This window comes from Streptomyces fradiae ATCC 10745 = DSM 40063, assembly GCF_008704425.1.
Classification (GTDB): Bacteria; Actinomycetota; Actinomycetes; order Streptomycetales; family Streptomycetaceae; genus Streptomyces; species Streptomyces fradiae.
On record NZ_CP023696.1, the window covers coordinates 1563306 to 1580224 of the forward strand.

The 16919-nt window shown below is 73.1% G+C and carries 13 protein-coding genes; 1 reads left to right on the top strand and 12 read right to left on the bottom strand.

What is annotated here, in order from left to right:
- Positions 1-388: 388 nt before the first annotated feature.
- Positions 389-3526: an isoleucine--tRNA ligase gene (gene ileS, locus CP974_RS06930; RefSeq protein ID WP_031131905.1), complete on the top strand. Its 3138-nt coding sequence runs from the start codon at positions 389-391 to the stop codon at positions 3524-3526.
- Between the two features lie 386 nt (positions 3527-3912).
- Here the strand turns inward: ileS and CP974_RS06935 are convergent, their stop codons facing one another.
- From CP974_RS06935 to CP974_RS06990, 12 genes are all read right to left on the bottom strand, one after another.
- Complete coding sequence (locus CP974_RS06935; protein ID WP_031131906.1) at positions 3913-4989, bottom strand: DivIVA domain-containing protein; 1077 nt, start codon at positions 4987-4989, stop codon at positions 3913-3915.
- Between the two features lie 49 nt (positions 4990-5038).
- Complete coding sequence (locus CP974_RS06940; protein ID WP_023589137.1) at positions 5039-5335, bottom strand: YggT family protein; 297 nt, start codon at positions 5333-5335, stop codon at positions 5039-5041.
- Positions 5336-5401: 66 nt separating this feature from the next.
- Positions 5402-6019 carry a cell division protein SepF gene (locus tag CP974_RS06945; protein WP_031131909.1) on the bottom strand — a complete coding sequence of 206 codons (618 nt, stop codon included), beginning with the start codon at positions 6017-6019 and terminating at the stop codon, positions 5402-5404.
- A gap of 124 nt (positions 6020-6143) precedes the next feature.
- A complete protein-coding gene (locus CP974_RS06950) occupies positions 6144-6872 on the bottom strand; it encodes a YggS family pyridoxal phosphate-dependent enzyme (protein WP_031131910.1) in 729 nt (242 codons plus the stop codon).
- Positions 6873-6922: 50 nt separating this feature from the next.
- Positions 6923-7705: a peptidoglycan editing factor PgeF gene (gene pgeF / locus CP974_RS06955; RefSeq protein WP_031131912.1), complete on the bottom strand. Its 783-nt coding sequence runs from the start codon at positions 7703-7705 to the stop codon at positions 6923-6925.
- A 21-nt stretch (positions 7706-7726) separates the two neighbouring features.
- Complete coding sequence (gene ftsZ, locus CP974_RS06960; RefSeq protein ID WP_031131915.1) at positions 7727-8947, bottom strand: cell division protein FtsZ; 1221 nt, start codon at positions 8945-8947, stop codon at positions 7727-7729.
- A 279-nt stretch (positions 8948-9226) separates the two neighbouring features.
- Positions 9227-10039: a cell division protein FtsQ/DivIB gene (locus CP974_RS06965; RefSeq protein ID WP_031131917.1), complete on the bottom strand. Its 813-nt coding sequence runs from the start codon at positions 10037-10039 to the stop codon at positions 9227-9229.
- 30 nt (positions 10040-10069) lie between these two features.
- Positions 10070-11158, bottom strand: coding sequence for an undecaprenyldiphospho-muramoylpentapeptide beta-N-acetylglucosaminyltransferase (gene murG, locus CP974_RS06970; protein ID WP_031131919.1), 1089 nt, complete (start codon positions 11156-11158; stop codon positions 10070-10072).
- A gap of 6 nt (positions 11159-11164) precedes the next feature.
- The gene (gene ftsW, locus CP974_RS06975; protein WP_085921544.1) at positions 11165-12550 is read right to left on the bottom strand and encodes a putative lipid II flippase FtsW; all 1386 of its coding nucleotides are present in this window, start codon (positions 12548-12550) and stop codon (positions 11165-11167) included.
- A gap of 423 nt (positions 12551-12973) precedes the next feature.
- Positions 12974-14440: a UDP-N-acetylmuramoyl-L-alanine--D-glutamate ligase gene (gene murD / locus CP974_RS06980; RefSeq protein WP_031135362.1), complete on the bottom strand. Its 1467-nt coding sequence runs from the start codon at positions 14438-14440 to the stop codon at positions 12974-12976.
- Positions 14422-15492: a phospho-N-acetylmuramoyl-pentapeptide-transferase gene (gene mraY, locus CP974_RS06985; RefSeq protein WP_031135364.1), complete on the bottom strand. Its 1071-nt coding sequence runs from the start codon at positions 15490-15492 to the stop codon at positions 14422-14424. Before mraY ends, murD begins: the two co-directional genes overlap by 19 nt.
- Positions 15489-16919, bottom strand: a complete 1431-nt coding sequence (locus CP974_RS06990; protein WP_031135366.1) for a UDP-N-acetylmuramoyl-tripeptide--D-alanyl-D-alanine ligase — start codon at positions 16917-16919, stop codon at positions 15489-15491. The genes mraY and CP974_RS06990 overlap by 4 nt, the downstream gene beginning before the upstream one ends.

Sequence of the window (16919 nt, forward strand, 5' to 3'; positions counted from 1 at the left end):
ACCGGACGCGGCGCGCGCCCCCGTGGCCGTTCGGGGCACCCCCGTCACGGCCGCCCGCCGGCAAACCGGTCGGCCGGTGCCGGTGCGGGCCCTTACACTGGGCGCAGCGAAAGGCGTGGATGGGGACGAGTAGCGTCGTACGCGGCCGTGAGCGACCCGGGGACGGTGAGAGCCCGGGGGCGAGCCCGACGTGAAGCATCACCCCGGAGCCGCCGGAAGAACGCCTCGGACGTGGGCCCGCCCACGGGCACGAGGTCAGTAGAACCGGCTTCGCGACCCGAATGAGGGGGCTCCGGGCCGAGTGCCCGGCGCCAAGGAGGGTGGTACCGCGGGAGCACGCGCTCTCGTCCCTCCGACGGAACGACGAACCTGTCCGCCGGAGGAACCGATGTCGCAGTACCGCCAGGTACCCGCCCAGGTCGACCTGCCCGCGCTCGAGCACGCCGTGCTCGATTTCTGGCGCGAGAGCAAGGTCTTCGCCAAGAGCCTCGAACAGTCCGAGGGCCGCCCCGAGTGGGTCTTCTACGAGGGCCCGCCCACGGCCAACGGCATGCCGGGCGCCCACCACATCGAGGCCCGCGTCTTCAAGGACGTGTTCCCCCGGTTCCGGACCATGCGCGGCTACCACGTGGCCCGCAAGGCCGGCTGGGACTGCCACGGCCTGCCGGTGGAGCTCGCCGTCGAGAAGGAGCTCGGCTTCTCCGGCAAGAAGGACATCGAGGCGTACGGCATCGCCGAGTTCAACGCCAAGTGCCGCGAGTCCGTCACCCGGCACACCGACGCGTTCGCCGAGCTGACGACCCGCATGGGCTACTGGGTCGACCTGGACGAGGCGTACCGCACGATGGACCCCGAGTACATCGAGTCCGTGTGGTGGTCCCTCAAGGAGATCTTCGGCAAGGGCCTGCTGGTCCAGGACCACCGCGTCGCCCCCTGGTGCCCGCGCTGCGGCACGGGCCTGTCGGACCACGAGCTGGCGCAGGGGTACGAGACGGTCGTCGACCCGTCCGTGTACGTCCGCTTCCCGCTGACCTCCGGGCCCCTCGCGGGCGAGGCGTCCCTCGTCGTCTGGACGACGACGCCGTGGACGCTCGTGTCCAACACGGCGGTCGCCGCGCACCCCGACGTGACGTACGCCGTCGCGACCGACGGCCGGGAGAAGCTGGTCGTCGCCCAGCCGCTGCTGGAGAAGGCCCTCGGCGAGGGCTGGGAGGCCACGGGGCAGACCTTCACCGGCGCGGAGATGGAGCGCTGGACCTACCGGCGCCCCTTCGAGCTGGTGGAGTTCCCCGAGGCCGCGCACTTCGTGGTGAACGCCGAGTACGTCACCACCGAGGACGGCACGGGCCTCGTGCACCAGGCGCCGGCCTTCGGTGAGGACGACCTCAAGGTGTGCCGCTCCTACGGCCTGCCGGTCGTCAACCCGGTCCGCCCCGACGGGACCTTCGAGGAGGGCCTGCCGCTCGTCGGCGGGGTGTTCTTCAAGAAGGCCGACGAGGCGCTCACCGCCGACCTGGACGCGCGCGGCCTGCTGTTCCGGCACATCGCGTACGAGCACAGCTACCCGCACTGCTGGCGCTGCCACACGGCGCTGCTGTACTACGCGCAGCCGTCCTGGTACATCCGCACCACGGCCGTCAAGGACCGGCTGCTGGAGGAGAACGAGGCGACCAACTGGTTCCCCGACTCCGTCAAGCACGGCCGCTTCGGCGACTGGCTGAACAACAACATCGACTGGGCGCTCTCCCGCAACCGCTACTGGGGCACGCCGCTGCCGATCTGGCGCTGCGAGGAGGGCCACCTCACGTGCGTCGGCTCCCGGGCGGAGCTGACCGAGCTGACCGGCACGGACCAGTCGGACCTGGACCCGCACCGCCCGTACATCGACGACGTCGTCTTCGGCTGCACCCACGAGGGGTGCGCGCTCACCGCGACGCGCGTGCCGGAGGTCATCGACGCCTGGTACGACTCGGGTTCCATGCCGTTCGCGCAGTGGGGCTACCCGTACAAGAACAAGGAGCTGTTCGAGAAGCGCTACCCGGCGCAGTTCATCTCCGAGGCCATCGACCAGACCCGCGGCTGGTTCTACACGCTGATGGCGGTCGGCACGCTCGTCTTCGACAAGTCGTCGTACGAGAACGTGGTGTGCCTGGGCCACATCCTGGCCGAGGACGGCCGGAAGATGTCCAAGCACCTGGGCAACATCCTCCAGCCGATCCCGCTGATGGACCAGCACGGAGCGGACGCGGTGCGCTGGTTCATGGCGGCCGGCGGCTCCCCGTGGGCGGCCCGCCGCGTCGGTCACGGCACGATCCAGGAGGTCGTCCGCAAGACGCTCCTCACGTACTGGAACACGGTCGCCTTCCAGGCGCTGTACGCGCGCACGGCGGGCTGGGCGCCGTCCGCCGCCGACCCGGCCCCGTCCGAGCGCACGGTCCTCGACCGGTGGCTGCTGAGCGAACTGCACGCGCTGACCGACCAGGTCACGCAGTCGCTGGAGGCGTACGACACGCAGCGCGCCGGCAAGCTGCTCTCCGCCTTCGTGGACGACCTGTCGAACTGGTACGTGCGCCGCTCGCGGCGCCGGTTCTGGCAGGGCGACAAGGCGGCGCTGCGCACCCTGCACGAGGTGGTCGAGACCGTCACGCGCCTGATGGCCCCGCTGACCCCGTTCATCACCGAGCGGGTCTGGCAGGACCTGGTGGTGCCGGTGACGCCGGACGCCCCCGAGTCGGTGCACCTGTCGACCTGGCCGGAGGCGGACCGGGCGGCGATCGACCCGGCGCTGTCGCAGCAGATGGCGCTCGTCCGGCGGCTGGTGGAGCTGGGCCGCGCCACGCGCGCGGAGTCCGGTGTGAAGACCCGGCAGCCGCTGTCGCGCGCGCTGGTCGCGGCGGCCGGCTTCGAGGCGCTCTCCCCCGAGCTGCGCGCGCAGATCACCGAGGAGCTGAACGTCTCGTCGCTGGCGTCGCTGTCCGAGGTGGGCGGCTCGCTGGTCGACACGACGGCGAAGGCGAACTTCCGCGCGCTGGGCAAGCGGTTCGGCAAGGGCGTGCAGGACGTCGCCAAGGCGATCGCGGGGACGGACGCGGCGGGCCTGTCGCTGGCGCTGCGCGCGGGCGAGGCGACGCTCGACGTCGGCGGCGAGACGATCACGCTCACCCCGGAGGAGGTCATCATCACGGAGACCCCGCGCGAGGGCTGGTCCGTGGCCTCCGACGCGGGAGCGACCGTCGCCCTGGACCTGGAGATCACCCCGGAGCTGCGGCTGGCCGGTCTGGCACGCGACGCGATCCGGCTCATCCAGGAGGCGCGGAAGAACAGCGGCCTGGACGTCGCGGACCGGATCGCCCTGCGCTGGGAGGCGACGGACGGAGAGGTCGCCTCCGCCCTGGAGGAGCACTCGGGGCTCATCGCGGAGGAGGTCCTGGCCACCGACTTCGCCCGCGGCGAGGGCGACGGGGCGTACGGCGAGGCGTTCACCGACGAGGCGCTGTCCCTGACCTTCCGCCTCCGCAAGGCGTAGGCCGCCGCGGGGCACCGCCCCGCCCGCCAGAAGCCCCGGCCGTACGCGGCCGGGGCTTTCCGGCGTCCCGGCCCCCGGCCCCGTCCGCGTCGCACCCGCCGACGCGCCGCTCCGGCCCGCCGGCACCCCCGTGGCGGAGGCCGCCCCGCCGAGAGCCGACGTCCCGGTGGCCGCCCCAGGCGTACGGGCCCACCGGCAGCGGCACCGGGCGGCGTCGGCCGCGGGAGCGGGGGCAGGAGCGGCGGCGGGCACGGCCCCGGCCCACCGCCGCGCGCCCGCCCGACCGCCCGCCCGGCACGGGAGGCACGGCCGTACCGCGGGGACGGCAAAGGGCCGGGCCCGGGACGTCGTGTCCCGGGCCCGGCCCTCGCCGACTGCCTTCGGCTTTAGTTGTCGTCCTCGTCGATGAGGAAACCACGCATCGGCGACGGCGCCTGCTGCATCGGCTGCGGGGCCTGGGGCCGCACCGGTGCCATCGGCTGGGTCATCGCCGGCGACATCTGCTGCTGGCCGCCGTACGACGGGCCGCCGCCCATCGACGGGGAGCCGCCCATCGGCTGGTTGCCGCCGTACGACGGGCCGTTCGCACCGGCCGACGCCATCGACGGGGACGGCGGCAGCGACGGGGCGGCGGACGGCGTGCGCGGCGGGGCCAGCGACTCGTCGCCCTGGCTCTCCAGCTGACGCAGCTGGCTCTCCAGGTACGACTTCAGACGCGTGCGGTACTCGCGCTCGAAGCCGCGCAGGTCCTCGACCTTGCGCTCCAGCGTGGCGCGGGCCGACTCCAGCGAGCCCATCGCGACGCGGTGCTTCTCCTGCGCGTCCCGCTCCAGCGCGTCGGCCTTGGCGCGGGCGTCCCGCTCCAGGCCCTCGGCGCGCGACCGGGCCTCACCGACGATCTTGTTGGCCTCGGAGCGGGCCTCCGCGATCGCCTGGTCGGCAGTCTGCTGGGCCAGCGACAGAACGCGCGCAGCGCTGTCGCCGCCGGGCCCCTGCTGGGGCATCCCCGGACCGTGACCACCCATGGGTCCGCCCATCGGGCCGCCCATGGGGCCGCCCTGCATGGGGCCGGGGCCGTGCGGACCCTGCGGTCCGCCGTGGCTGGGACCGGCCGGCAGCTGGGGAGCACCACCGGGCAGCTGGGGGGGACCCATCTGCGGGGGCTGCTGCTGGACCGGCGGACCGGATATGGCGGCGGGCACCGGGCCCCCCGGACCGCCGGGGCCGACCGGGCGCTCCTGCTGCTGCTCCGGCGGTTTGCGCATCGCCTGCTGCTGGCTCTGCGCGGCGGCACGCGTCGCGGCGGCCAGCTTCGCGCGCAGGTCCTCGTTCTCTCGGAGCAGGCGGGTCAGCTCGGCCTCGACCTCGTCGAGAAAGGCATCGACCTCGTCCTCGTCGTAGCCCTCTCGGAGACGGACGGTCGTGAACTGCTTGTTCCGCACGTCCTCGGGGGTCAGCGGCATCTCTTCTTCACCTCTACGTAGTCGTCGGCAGTCGGCAGGACCGTATCGCTCACACCCTCATCGCGAAGGTACCCACGATGTTGAGCAGGATGTAGACGATGATCATCAGAACGAAGAAGGACAGGTCGAGTGCCACGCCCCCGAGACGCAGCGGTGGGATGAACCGCTGCAGAAGCTTCAGTGGTGGATCGGTGACAGTGTAGGTGGCCTCCAGGACGACCACCATCGCCTTGCCGGGTTGCCATGAACGGGCGAACTGGAAGACGTACTGCATGACCAGCCGGAAGATCAGCAGGATCAGGAAGCACATCAGCGCGATGTAGATCACCTGTAGTGCGATACCCATCCCGCGTTCCCTCTCCCCTGGCGCTCTGTACCGGCCTGTCGGCCGGGCCGTTCCCGGTGTCGTGTCTCAGCTCTGGTTGAAGAATCCGCCCTCTGCGATGCGGGCCTTGTCCTCCGCCGTGACATCGACGTTAGCAGGCGACAACAGGAACACCTTCTGCGTCACTCGCTCAATGCTGCCATGCAGCCCGAAGACGAGACCGGCCGCGAAGTCGACAAGTCGCTTCGCGTCCGTGTCGTCCATCTCCGTGAGGTTCATGATCACGGGCGTGCCCTCGCGGAAGTGTTCCCCGATGGTACGGGCCTCGTTGTAGGTCCGCGGGTGCAGCGTCGTGATGCGGTAGGGCTCCCGCTCGGACACGACCTTGGGCATGATCACCGGTGCGCTCTTCTCCAGGCTCGGGCGTTCAGGTGTGATGGACGCCACGGGGGCGATTCGGGCGGGTCGTCCGCTTTCAGCGGGAAGCGCAACAGGCTCGCGCTGGGCTGGGGGTTGCGCCACCGGCGCACGGACCGGCTCCTCACGCTCCACCTGCCGGGGGGGCTGGTGGTGGCGCCGGTCACGCTCGGGCTCCGGCTCGAGCTCGGGCTCGAAGTCGTCATCGGGGTCGAAGCCCCGCCCGTCGTACCCATCGTCCTCCACGAGGCCGAGGTAGACCGCCATCTTGCGCATCGCGCCGGCCATTCTCCGATTCCTCCGCTCTGTGGTGGATCGGCAACGTCAGGTCGCGCCCGCGATCCACTGGGCCTGTCCGCTATTTGGCGGAAATGACCATATTTTCTGCTGTGGTCCGACTTGCTTCGCGACGTTACCCGAGCCGGGGACGGACTCCGAGCACCGCCGTACCGATGCGCACATGTGTCGCCCCGGCCGCCACGGCGTCCTCGAGGTCCGCGCTCATCCCGGCCGACACCATGGTCGCAGCCGGGCGGGTCGCGCGCAGGCGCGACGACAATTCCATCAACCGGTCGAACGCCGCGCGTTGACGGCCCGCGTACGGCCCGGCCAGCGGCGCGACCGTCATCAGCCCGCCGAGCCGCAGTCCGGGCGCGTCGTCGACGGCCGCCGCCAACTCGGCGATCCCCTCGGGCGCGACGCCCCCGCGCGCGCCCCGCCCGGTCGCGTCGGCGTCGAGCGCCACCTGGATCAGGCAGTCCAGCTCCCGCCCGGTGCGGGCGGCGGCGGCCGAGAGGGCGGAGACCAGCCTCAACCGGTCGACCGACTGCACGACCTGGGCGTAACCGGCCACGGAACGCACCTTGTTGGTCTGGAGCTGACCGACGAAGTGCCACGTCAGATCGAGGTCGGCGCAGGCGGCGGCCTTGGGTGCGGCGTCCTGGTCGCGGTTCTCCGCGACATGCCGGACGCCGAGTTCGTGGAGGATGCGGACGTCACCGGCCGGGTAGGTCTTGGTGACCACGATGAGAGTCACGTCCTCGCGCGGGCGCCCGGCCGCCGCGCAGGCCGCGGCGATACGTTCCTCCACCCGCGCGAGGTTCGCGGCGAGTTCGGCCCTGCGGCCCTCCGCGTCCGTCATACCTGTCCCGCCTGCCTCGCCTGTCCCGCCCGCCATGCCTGTCACACCCGTCACGCCTGCCCTGCCCTGTCTTTCCCGGCCTCCGGCCGGGCGGTGGTGCCGCCGTCGAGCCAGACGTATCCCGCGAGCCGCCCCGTCGTGCGGTCGCGGCGGTACGAGAAGTGGTCGCCCGACTCGCGGGTGCAGACCGCGGAGGCGTGCCGGTCCCGGACGCCCAGCCGCTCCAACTGGGCGTGCACCCCGGCGACGACGTCGATCGCCGGCGTACCCCAGGACGTCTCCGCCGCCGCGGCCGGTTCCCGTGCGGCGACCTCGTCCCGCAGGGCCGCCGGGACCTCGTAGCAGCGGCCGCACACGGCGGGGCCGGTCCGAGCGACGGTCCGGGACGGCTCCGCGCCGAGCGCGGCCATGGCCTCGACCGCGGCGGGGACGACCCCGGCGGCCATGCCGGGCCGTCCCGCGTGGACGGCGGCCACGACCCCGGCGACCGGGTCGGCCAGCAGGACGGGGACGCAGTCCGCGGTGAGGACCGCGAGCGGCAGGCCCCGCCGGGCGGTGACGACCCCGTCGCCTTCGGGGACGTCCGCCCCCGCGGGCCAGGGACCGTCGACCACGTGGACGGCGCGCCCGTGCACCTGGCGCATCCAGACGACCCGCTCCGGGTCGAGCCCCAGCCGCCCGGCCGCGATGCCCCGGTTCCGCCGTACGGCGCCGGGGTCGTCGCCCACGGCGCCGCCGAGGTTCAGCTCCTCGTACGGAACGGCGCTCACCCCGCCCCACCGGTCGGTGAAGGCGAAGTGGGCGCCGTCCTCGGTGTCGTGCCGCTCTATCACGTCAGGTTCGCTTCGCGGCCGTCACTTCAGGAAGTCCGGGACGTCCAGCTCTTCGGCCTGGCTGTCCGGGTACGGGCGCGTCGTCGGGATCGACGGCGGGGCGACCGTCGGGAGCGGGGCCTCCGCGACCGGGGCGGGCTCGGCCGGGGCGGCCGGGGCCTCCTCGCGGACCGGGACGGTGCCGAGGCCGCTGCCCGCGGGGCGGGCGGACTCGGAGGGGCGGGGCGCCGGGGCCGCGGGCTCCTCGCGCTTGGCCGCCGAGGCGCCGAGCACGTTGTCCCGGCGGGCGGGCGGCTGGCCGCCGTCGAAGCCGGCCGCGATGACCGTGACCCGCACCTCGTCGCCGAGGGCGTCGTCGATGACGGCGCCGAAGATGATGTTGGCCTCGGGGTGGGCGGCCTCGCTGACGAGCTGGGCGGCCTCGTTGATCTCGAACAGGCCGAGGTCGGAACCGCCGGAGATGGACAGCAGCACCCCCCGCGCGCCGTCGATGGACGCCTCCAGGAGCGGCGAGGAGATCGCCATCTCGGCGGCGGCCACCGCGCGGTCGTCGCCGCGCGCCGAGCCGATGCCCATGAGCGCCGAACCGGCCTCCGACATGACCGACTTGACGTCGGCGAAGTCGAGGTTGATCAGGCCCGGCGTGGTGATGAGGTCCGTGATGCCCTGGACGCCGGAGAGCAGCACCTGGTCGGCGGACTTGAACGCGTCCAGCACGCTGACCTGGCGGTCCGAGATGGACAGCAGCCGGTCGTTGGGGATGACGATGAGGGTGTCGACCTCTTCGCGGAGCTCGGCGATGCCGTCCTCCGCCTGGTTGGCGCGGCGCCGGCCCTCGAAGGTGAAGGGGCGCGTGACCACACCGATGGTCAGCGCGCCGAGGGAGCGCGCGATGTTGGCGACGACGGGCGCGCCGCCCGTTCCGGTGCCGCCGCCCTCGCCGGCGGTGACGAAGACCATGTCGGCCCCCTTGAGGACCTCCTCGATCTCCTCGCGGTGGTCCTCCGCCGCCTTGCGGCCGACCGCCGGGTTGGCGCCGGCCCCGAGGCCGCGGGTGAGTTCGCGGCCGACGTCCAGCTTGACGTCGGCGTCGCTCATCAACAGCGCTTGCGCGTCCGTGTTGATGGCGATGAACTCGACGCCCTTGAGACCGACCTCGATCATTCGGTTGATGGCATTGACACCACCGCCGCCGACACCGATGACCTTGATGACTGCGAGGTAGTTCTGCGGTGCTGCCACGTCGAAGGCCTCTCGCCTCGAGTTACGTGCCGCCGCTGCGCGCTGCGTGGCGCGCCGCGTCGGCGGATGCCGAAGGGTCGGTCCGAATCGCCGACCCGAACCCTAACGTTCAAGTTTAGGGTTACCAGTGTGCCTGCTCCCTGGACTCTTCCGAACAGGACACTAGGTCGACGAGTGGCGCGCGTTCAACGAACACGCCGAACCTCCCGTTTTTCTTTTCACCCTATGTGATCACCCACGGCGCTGACCAACCAGGGTGCTGGCCAGGGCTTATGCACGTCAACTCCGCGACGCCGCCGGGGCGGTCGGGGCGCTGACGTCGAAGTGTCCCGCTTTGGGCGCCGCCTTCATCAGCGCGAGGAGCGCGCGCCCCTTCGCCTCGCCCTCCTCGCCGCTCCCCCAGAACACCGTGCGGTCGCCCGACAGCTCCAGGGTGACGGAGTCGTACGAGCGGACGCGGACCGCCCGCAGGTCGCGGCCGATCCGTTCCGGGAGCCCGGCCGCCACGGCCACCGCCTCGCGGGCCAGCCGGTCCGCGCCGAAGCGGCGCAGGCTGGGCGAGCGCCCCGCGTCGAGGCGGAGGACCGGCACCCCGGCGGGCGCCGTGGCGACCGTGGCGTAGCGGACCCCCTCCGCGTCCACTTCGACGTACTTTCCGCCCTGCCGGGCGATCAGAACCGGTTTCCGCTCGGTCACTTCGAGACCGATTCCGTGCGGCCACGAACGGACGACGTCGACCGACTTGATCCTCGGCAGGGCCCGGCGCAGCCGCGCCTCGATGGCGCCGGTGTCGACGGAGGCGAGCGGCTCACCGAGCGGGACGGCCGCCGCCGAGCGGACCTGCGACGGCGTCAGCACCCGAGTGCCCGACACGGACACCTGCTCGACCCGCAGCCAGGAGGAGCCGTACAGCAGCCAGCCGGTCCCGGCGGCGAGCGCGAGGACGGCGAGGGCCAGGAGCAGGACGCGGGGGCGCACGCGAAGGCGCCGTACGCCCTTGTCCCGCTCCGGGCCCCTGCCGGCGGCCGGCCGGCCCGGCGACGCGCCCGCGGGCCTCCTGGCGCCGCGCTCGGCGGTCGACGGTCCGGCCATGCTCCCTGCCCTCCTGAGCCGGGCGCGCCCCTAGCGGCGTGCCGCGATCGCCTCGTGGACCATGCCGACGAGCAGCTGGTCGGCGTCCCTGCGGCCGAACTCGGCGGCGGCGCGGGACATCTCGTACAGCCGGTGCGGGTCGGCGAGGACGGGCAGGACGTTGCCCTGGACCCACTCCGGGGTCAGCTCGGCGTCGTCGACCAGCAGGCCGCCGCCGGCCTTCACCACCGGCTGGGCGTTGAGCCGCTGCTCGCCGTTGCCGATGGGCAGCGGGACGTACGCGGCGGGGAGCCCGACGGCGGAGAGTTCGGCGACGGTCATCGCGCCCGCGCGGCAGAGCATCATGTCGGCCGCCGCGTACGCGAGGTCCATCCGGTCCACATACGATACCGGGACATACGGCGGCATCCCGGGCATGTTGTCGACGCGCGGCACCTCGTTCTTCGGCCCGACCGCGTGCAGGATCTGGATGCCGGACCGCTGGAGGACCGGAGCCGCCTGCTGGACGACCTCGTTGAGGCGGCGGGCGCCCTGCGAACCGCCGGAGACCAGCAGCGTGGGCAGGTTGGGGTCGAGGCCGAACGCCGCGCGGGCCTCGGGGCGGACCCGGGCGCGGTCCAGGGTCGCGATGGAGTGGCGCAGCGGGATGCCGATGTACCGGGCGTTGCGCAGCTTGCTGTCGGGGGTCGCCACGCCGACGGCCGCCGCGTACCGGGAGCCGATCTTGTTGGCCAGGCCGGGCCGCGCGTTGGCCTCGTGGACGACGATGGGCACCCCGAGCCGCTTGGCCGCCAGATAGCCGGGCAGGGCAACGTAGCCGCCGAAGCCGACGACGCAGTCCGCCTTGGTGCGCTCCAGGACCTGCTCGGCGGCCTTGATCGTGCCGCGCAGCCGCCCTGGCACGGTGATCAGCTCGGGCGTGGGCTTGCGCGGCAGCGGTACGGCGGGGATGAGCGCCAGCTCGTAGCCCCGCTCGGGCACGAGCCGGGTCTCCAGGCCCCGCTCCGTGCCGAGGGCCGTGATCCCCACGGTCGGGTCCTGCCTGCGCAGGGCGTCCGCGAGGGCGAGCGCGGGCTCGATGTGGCCGGCGGTCCCCCCGCCGGCGAGTACGACATGCACCGAAATTCACCGCTCTCCGGACGGGCGCTTCTTGACGCGCCGTCGCATCGACTTCCAACTCACCCCGGCCCGGCCGCCGGAACGGGGCCCCCGGCCGGCCAGGGCCGCTTTCGCGGCGGGCTCGTCACGCGCGAAGGCGATCAGCAGCCCGACGGCGAACATGGTCGGCAGCAGGGCGGAGCCCCCGTAGGAGAACAGCGGGAGGGGGACACCGGCGATCGGCAGCAGGCCGAGCACCGCACCGATGTTGACCACGGCCTGGGCCGTGATCCAGGTGGTCACACCTCCCGCGGCGTACCTCACGAAGGGGTCCTCCGTGCGTCCGGCCACGCGAATACCCGCATAGCCTAGAGCCGCGAACAGGGCGAGCACCGACAGCGTCCCCGCCAGCCCCAGTTCCTCCCCGGTGATGGCGAAGATGAAGTCGGTGTGCGGTTCGGGGAGTTGACCCCATTTTTCCACACTCGCCCCCAGCCCGGATCCGAACCATCCGCCGGACGCCAGAGCATAGATGCCGTGCACGGCCTGCCAGCAGGCGTCCCCCGGGCCCGGGTCCGTGGCGCCCAGGCAGGCCACCCGGGACATGCGGTTGGGGCTGCTGCGGATCAGCACCACGCCGATCACGGCGGCGACGCCCAGGACGCCCGCGAAGAGGCGCGTGGGCGCGCCGGTCAGCCACAGCAGGCCGAACAGGATGGCCGTCAGGATGATCGCGGTGCCCATGTCGCCGCCGAGCATGATCAGGCCGAGCAGCAGCAGCGCGCCCGGCACCAGCGGCACGAGCAGGTGCTTCCACTGGGTGAGCAGCCGCTTGTCCTGCTTGCGGGCGAGCAGGTCCGCGCCCCACAGGATCAGCGCCAGCTTGCCGAACTCGCTGGGCTGGAGCTGGAAGGGGCCGCCGAGGTACAGCCAGTTCTGGTTGCCGTTGACCGCGTGCCCTATCCCCGGCACCTGCACCAGGACCATCAGGAAGACGGTGACGACGAGCAGCGGGTAGGCCAGGGCCCGGTGCAGCCGGACGGGCATGCGGGAGGCGAGCAGCAGCAGGGCGGCGCCGATGGCGGCGGCGAGGAACTGCTTGCGGAAGAAGTACGTGGCGGGCAGGGACAGCTCCAGCGCCTTGATGATCGACGCGGAGTAGACCATGACGAGGCCCAGCACGGTGATGAGCATGCTGGCGCCGAGGATGACGTAGTACGCCGTGAGGGGCCGGTCCCAGGCGCGGCGCGCCCGCTCGTACAGCCCCCGCACTCCCCCGCCGCGCGGCGGCCGGGTCGAACCGCCGGGGGTCCGGGGGCGGGGCGCCCGGCCGCGCGCGGCGGCGGCGCTCTTGCGGGGGCCGGTCGTGCGGGTGCGCAGGGCGAGGCCGGGCGGCGGGGCGGAGCCGGGCACCGGGGCGGAGCCGGGCACCGGGGCGGAGCCGGGCGGCGGGACGGAGCCGGGCGGCGGGGCGTGGGGCTCCAGCCGGGCCGCGGGGCCGGGCCGCCGCGGGGTCGGGCCCGGCAGGGGACGCGGGCCGGGGGCGGGCCTCCACGCGCCTGGTGCGGGAGGCGCGGCGCTGCGGCGCCAGGGGGCGGCGGGCGGCCGGGCGGCCGGGTGCCAGGCCGGACCGCCCGCGGGCAGTGCGGCGGCCGGCGGGGGCGGGACGGCGCGCGGGAGCAGCTCCGCGAGGCGCCGCCCCGCGGTGGCGAGCCGCGCGGCGAGCGTGTCGGCGGCGGCCCGTGCGCGGACGGGCGCCGGGCCCGCGGTGTCGTCGGCCGGCATGGTCGCTGTCCCCTCCAGTCGTGTCCGGCGCCGCCGGACCCGGCGGCTCGGTCAGGCGTCCCCGGCGGCGAGGGCGCGGACGGCTTCCTCGAACGCCTCGCCCCGCTTGTTGTAGTTGACGAACATGTCCATCGAGGCGCAGGCCGGGGCGAGGAGCACGGTGTCCCCCGGCCGGGCCAGCCGCGCCGCCTCCCGGACCGCCGCCGCCATCGCCCCAGTGTCGGTCCGGTCGAGGTCGACCACCGGCACCTGCGGGGCGTGTCGCGCGAGGGCTTCGCGGACCAGCGCGCGGTCGGCGCCGATGAGGACGGCGCCCCGCAGCCGCCCGGCGGAGCGGGCGACGAGCTCGTCGAAGGCGGCGCCCTTGGCGAGGCCGCCGGCGATCCACACGATCGGGTCGTACGCGGCGAGCGACGCCTCGGCGGCGTGGGTGTTGGTGGCCTTGGAGTCGTCCACGTACGCGACCCCGTCGACCTCCGCGACGAACGCGATGCGGTGGGCGTCGGGCCGGAAGTTCCGCAGGCCCTCGCGGACGGCCGCCGGCTCCACGCCGAAGGCGCGGGCGAGGGCCGCCGCGGCGAGCGCGTTGGCGATGTTGTGCGGGGCCGGCGGGTTCACGTCGGAGACCTGCGCGAGCTCCTGCGCCTGCTTCTGGCGGTTCGCGACGAACGCGCGGTCCACCAGGATGTCGTCGACGAGGCCGAGCTGGGAGGGGCCGGGCGTGCCGAGGGTGAAGCCGATCGCCCGGCAGCCCTCCTCCACGTCGGCCTCGCGGACCAGGTCCTCGGTGGACGGTTTGTCGGTGGCATCGGCGTTGTAGACGCAGGCGACGGTGTTGCCCTCGTAGACACGGCCCTTGTCGGCGGCGTACGCCTCCATGGAGCCGTGCCAGTCGAGGTGGTCCGGGGCCAGGTTGAGCACGGCCGCGGAGTGGGCGCGCACGCTCGGCGCCCAGTGCAGCTGGTAGCTGGAGAGCTCGACGGCGAGGACGTCGTACCGCTCGTCGCCGAGGACGGCGTCGAGCAGGGAGACGCCGATGTTGCCGACGGCGGCGGTCCGCAGGCCGGCCGCCTCCAGGATGGAGGCGAGCATGCGGACCGTCGTCGTCTTGCCGTTGGTCCCCGTGACGGCGAGCCACGGGGCGGGCGCGCGGCCGTCGAGGTCCCGCAGCCGCCAGGCGAGTTCGACGTCGCCCCAGACGGGGACGCCGGCCGCGCCGGCGGTGGCGAACAGCGGGTGGTCCGGGCGCCAGCCGGGCGCGGTGACGACCAGCTCGGCGCCCTCGGGGAGCCGGGCCGGGGAGCCGTCCTCGCCGAGGCGGACCTCGATGCCCTCGGCCTCCAGTTCGGCCGCCTGGGCGCGGGCGCGCTCGTCGGCGCCGTCGTTGACGACGGTGACGTGCGCGCCCAGGCCGTGCAGGACGCGGGCGGCGGGGATGCCGCTCACGCCCAGTCCGGCGACGGTGACCCGCCTGCCCCGCCAGTCCGCTGCGCTGCTGCTCACTTGTCGGCTGCCCATCCCGCGTAGAAGAGGCCCAGGCCCACGATGACGCACATGCCCTGGATGATCCAGAAACGGACCACGACGAGCACTTCCGACCAGCCCTTGAGCTCGAAGTGGTGCTGGAGTGGCGCCATGCGGAAGACGCGCTTGCCGGTCAGCCGGAAGGAGCCGACCTGGATGACCACGGAGAGGGTGATCAGGACGAAGAGGCCGCCGAGGATCGCGAGCAGCAGCTCCGTGCGGGAGCAGATGGCGAGACCCGCGAGGGCGCCGCCGAGCGCGAGCGAACCGGTGTCGCCCATGAAGATCTTGGCGGGCGAGGTGTTCCACCACAGGAAGCCGAAGCAGGCGCCCATGAGGGCGGAGGCCACGACGGCGAGGTCCAGCGGGTCGCGCACCTCGAAGCAGGCGTTCGGGTTGGTCAGCGTCTCGGCGTTGGCGCAGGACTCCTGGAACTGCCAGAGCCCGATGAAGGTGTACGCGCCGAAGACCATCACCGACGCGCCGGTGGCGAGGCCGTCCAGACCGTCCGTCAGGTTCACGCCGTTCGACATCGCCAGGATCATGAACAGCGCCCAGACGACGAACAGCACCGGGCCGATGGTCCAGCCGAAGTCGGTGATGAACGACAGCTTGGTCGACGCCGGGGTCAGTCCGCGCTTGTCGGAGAACTGCAGCGCGAGCACGGCGAAGGCGATGCCCACGATGAGCTGGCCGGCCATCTTGGCCTTGGCGCGCAGACCGAGCGAGCGCTGCTTGACGATCTTGATGTAGTCGTCGAGGAAGCCGACGAGGCCCATGCCGGCCATCAGGAACAGCACCAGCAGACCCGAGTACGTCGGGTCCTCGCCGGTGATGACCTTGGCCAGGGCGTACGCGATGAGCGTGGCCAGGATGAAGGAGATGCCGCCCATGGTGGGCGTGCCCTTCTTGCTGCCGTGCGTGCGCGGGCCGTCGTCCCGGATGAACTGCCCGTATCCCTTGCGGGCCAGGAGCTTGATCAGCAGCGGCGTACCGATCAGGGTCAGGAAGAGCCCGATGGCCCCCGCGAAGAGGATCTGCCTCATCGGCCGGCGACCTCGCCCTCGGTGGTGTTCCCGAGCAGTGCCTGGGCGACCCGCTCGAGCCCGACCGACCTGGAAGCCTTCACCAGCACGACGTCACCCGGACGCAGTTCACTGCGCAACAGGTCGATCGCCGCCTGCGCGTCGGACACGTGCACCGACTCCTCACCCCACGAACCCTCGTTGTATGCGCCCAGTTGCAGCCAGGACGCTTCCCTGCCCCCGACCGCGACGAGCTTGCCGACATTGAGTCGGACGGCGAGCCGTCCGACCGCGTCGTGCTCGGCGAGCGCCTCGTCGCCGAGCTCGGCCATCAGGCCGAGCACCGCCCACGTGCGGCCCCCCCTGGCCCGTGCGGCCTCGCCCATGGCGGCGAGCGCGCGCAGGGCGGCCCGCATGGACTCGGGGTTCGCGTTGTAGGCGTCGTTGACGATCGTCACACCGTCCGGACGCTCGGTGACCTCCATGCGCCAGCGGGAGAGGGAGCCCGCCTCGGAGAGCGCGGCGGCGATCTCGTGCACGGGCATGCCCAGCTCATGGGCGACGGCGGCCGCGGCGAGCGCGTTCGACACGTGGTGCTCACCGTACAGGCGCATGGTCACGTCGCTGCACCCGGTGGGTGTGTGAAGGCGGAAAGCGGGCTGTCCGGCCGGGGTGAGACGGACGTTTTCGGCGCGTACGGACGCTTCCGCGGACTCCCCGAAGAAGACCACGCGCGCCTCGGTGCGGGACGCCATGGCCTTCACCAGGGGGTCGTCGGCGTTGAGGACGGCCACCCCGCCCCGCTCCGCGGACGGCAGGGACTCGACCAGCTCGCCCTTGGCCAGCGCGATCTGCTCCCGGCCGCCGAACTCGCCGATGTGGGCGGAGCCCACGTTGAGGACGAGGCCGATGCGGGGCGGGGTCAGCTGCGCGAGGTACCGGATGTGGCCGACGCCGCGCGCGCCCATCTCCAGGACCAGGTGGCGGGTCTCCTCGGTGGCGCGCAGCGCGGTCACCGGGAGGCCGATCTCGTTGTTGAGGTTGCCGGCCGGCCAGACCGTGGGGCCCACGCGCTGGAGGAGCTGCGCGATGAGGTCCTTGGTGCTGGTCTTGCCGGCCGAGCCGGTGAGGGCGACGACGGTGGCCCCGAGCCGCTCGACGACGCTGCGCGCGAGGGCGCCGAGGGCGGCGGTCACGTCGGGCACGACGACGGCGGGGACGCCGACGGGCCGGGTGGCCAGGACGGCCACCGCTCCGGCCGCGACGGCGCCTTCGGCGTAGTCGTGCCCGTCGACGTTCTCACCGGTGAAGGCGGCGAAGAGACTGCCGGGCTCGACCTGGCGGGAGTCGTAGACCACGGAGCCGGTGACCTGTACGTCCGGATCCGGTATGTCGTACGTCCGCCCGCCGGTGATGTCGGCGATCTCGCTGAGGGAGAGGGCGATCAC

Coding starts and splice junctions, on each gene's coding strand:
- mraY (WP_031135364.1), bottom strand. CDS start 15,492: ATGAGGCAGATCCTCTTCGCGGGGGCCATCGGGCTCTTCCTGACCCTG.
- murD (WP_031135362.1), bottom strand. CDS start 14,440: ATGGGCAGCCGACAAGTGAGCAGCAGCGCAGCGGACTGGCGGGGCAGG.
- CP974_RS06935 (WP_031131906.1), bottom strand. CDS start 4,989: ATGCCGCTGACCCCCGAGGACGTGCGGAACAAGCAGTTCACGACCGTC.
- CP974_RS06945 (WP_031131909.1), bottom strand. CDS start 6,019: ATGGCCGGCGCGATGCGCAAGATGGCGGTCTACCTCGGCCTCGTGGAG.
- CP974_RS06940 (WP_023589137.1), bottom strand. CDS start 5,335: ATGGGTATCGCACTACAGGTGATCTACATCGCGCTGATGTGCTTCCTG.
- ileS (WP_031131905.1), top strand. CDS start 389: ATGTCGCAGTACCGCCAGGTACCCGCCCAGGTCGACCTGCCCGCGCTC.
- CP974_RS06950 (WP_031131910.1), bottom strand. CDS start 6,872: ATGACGGACGCGGAGGGCCGCAGGGCCGAACTCGCCGCGAACCTCGCG.
- CP974_RS06965 (WP_031131917.1), bottom strand. CDS start 10,039: ATGGCCGGACCGTCGACCGCCGAGCGCGGCGCCAGGAGGCCCGCGGGC.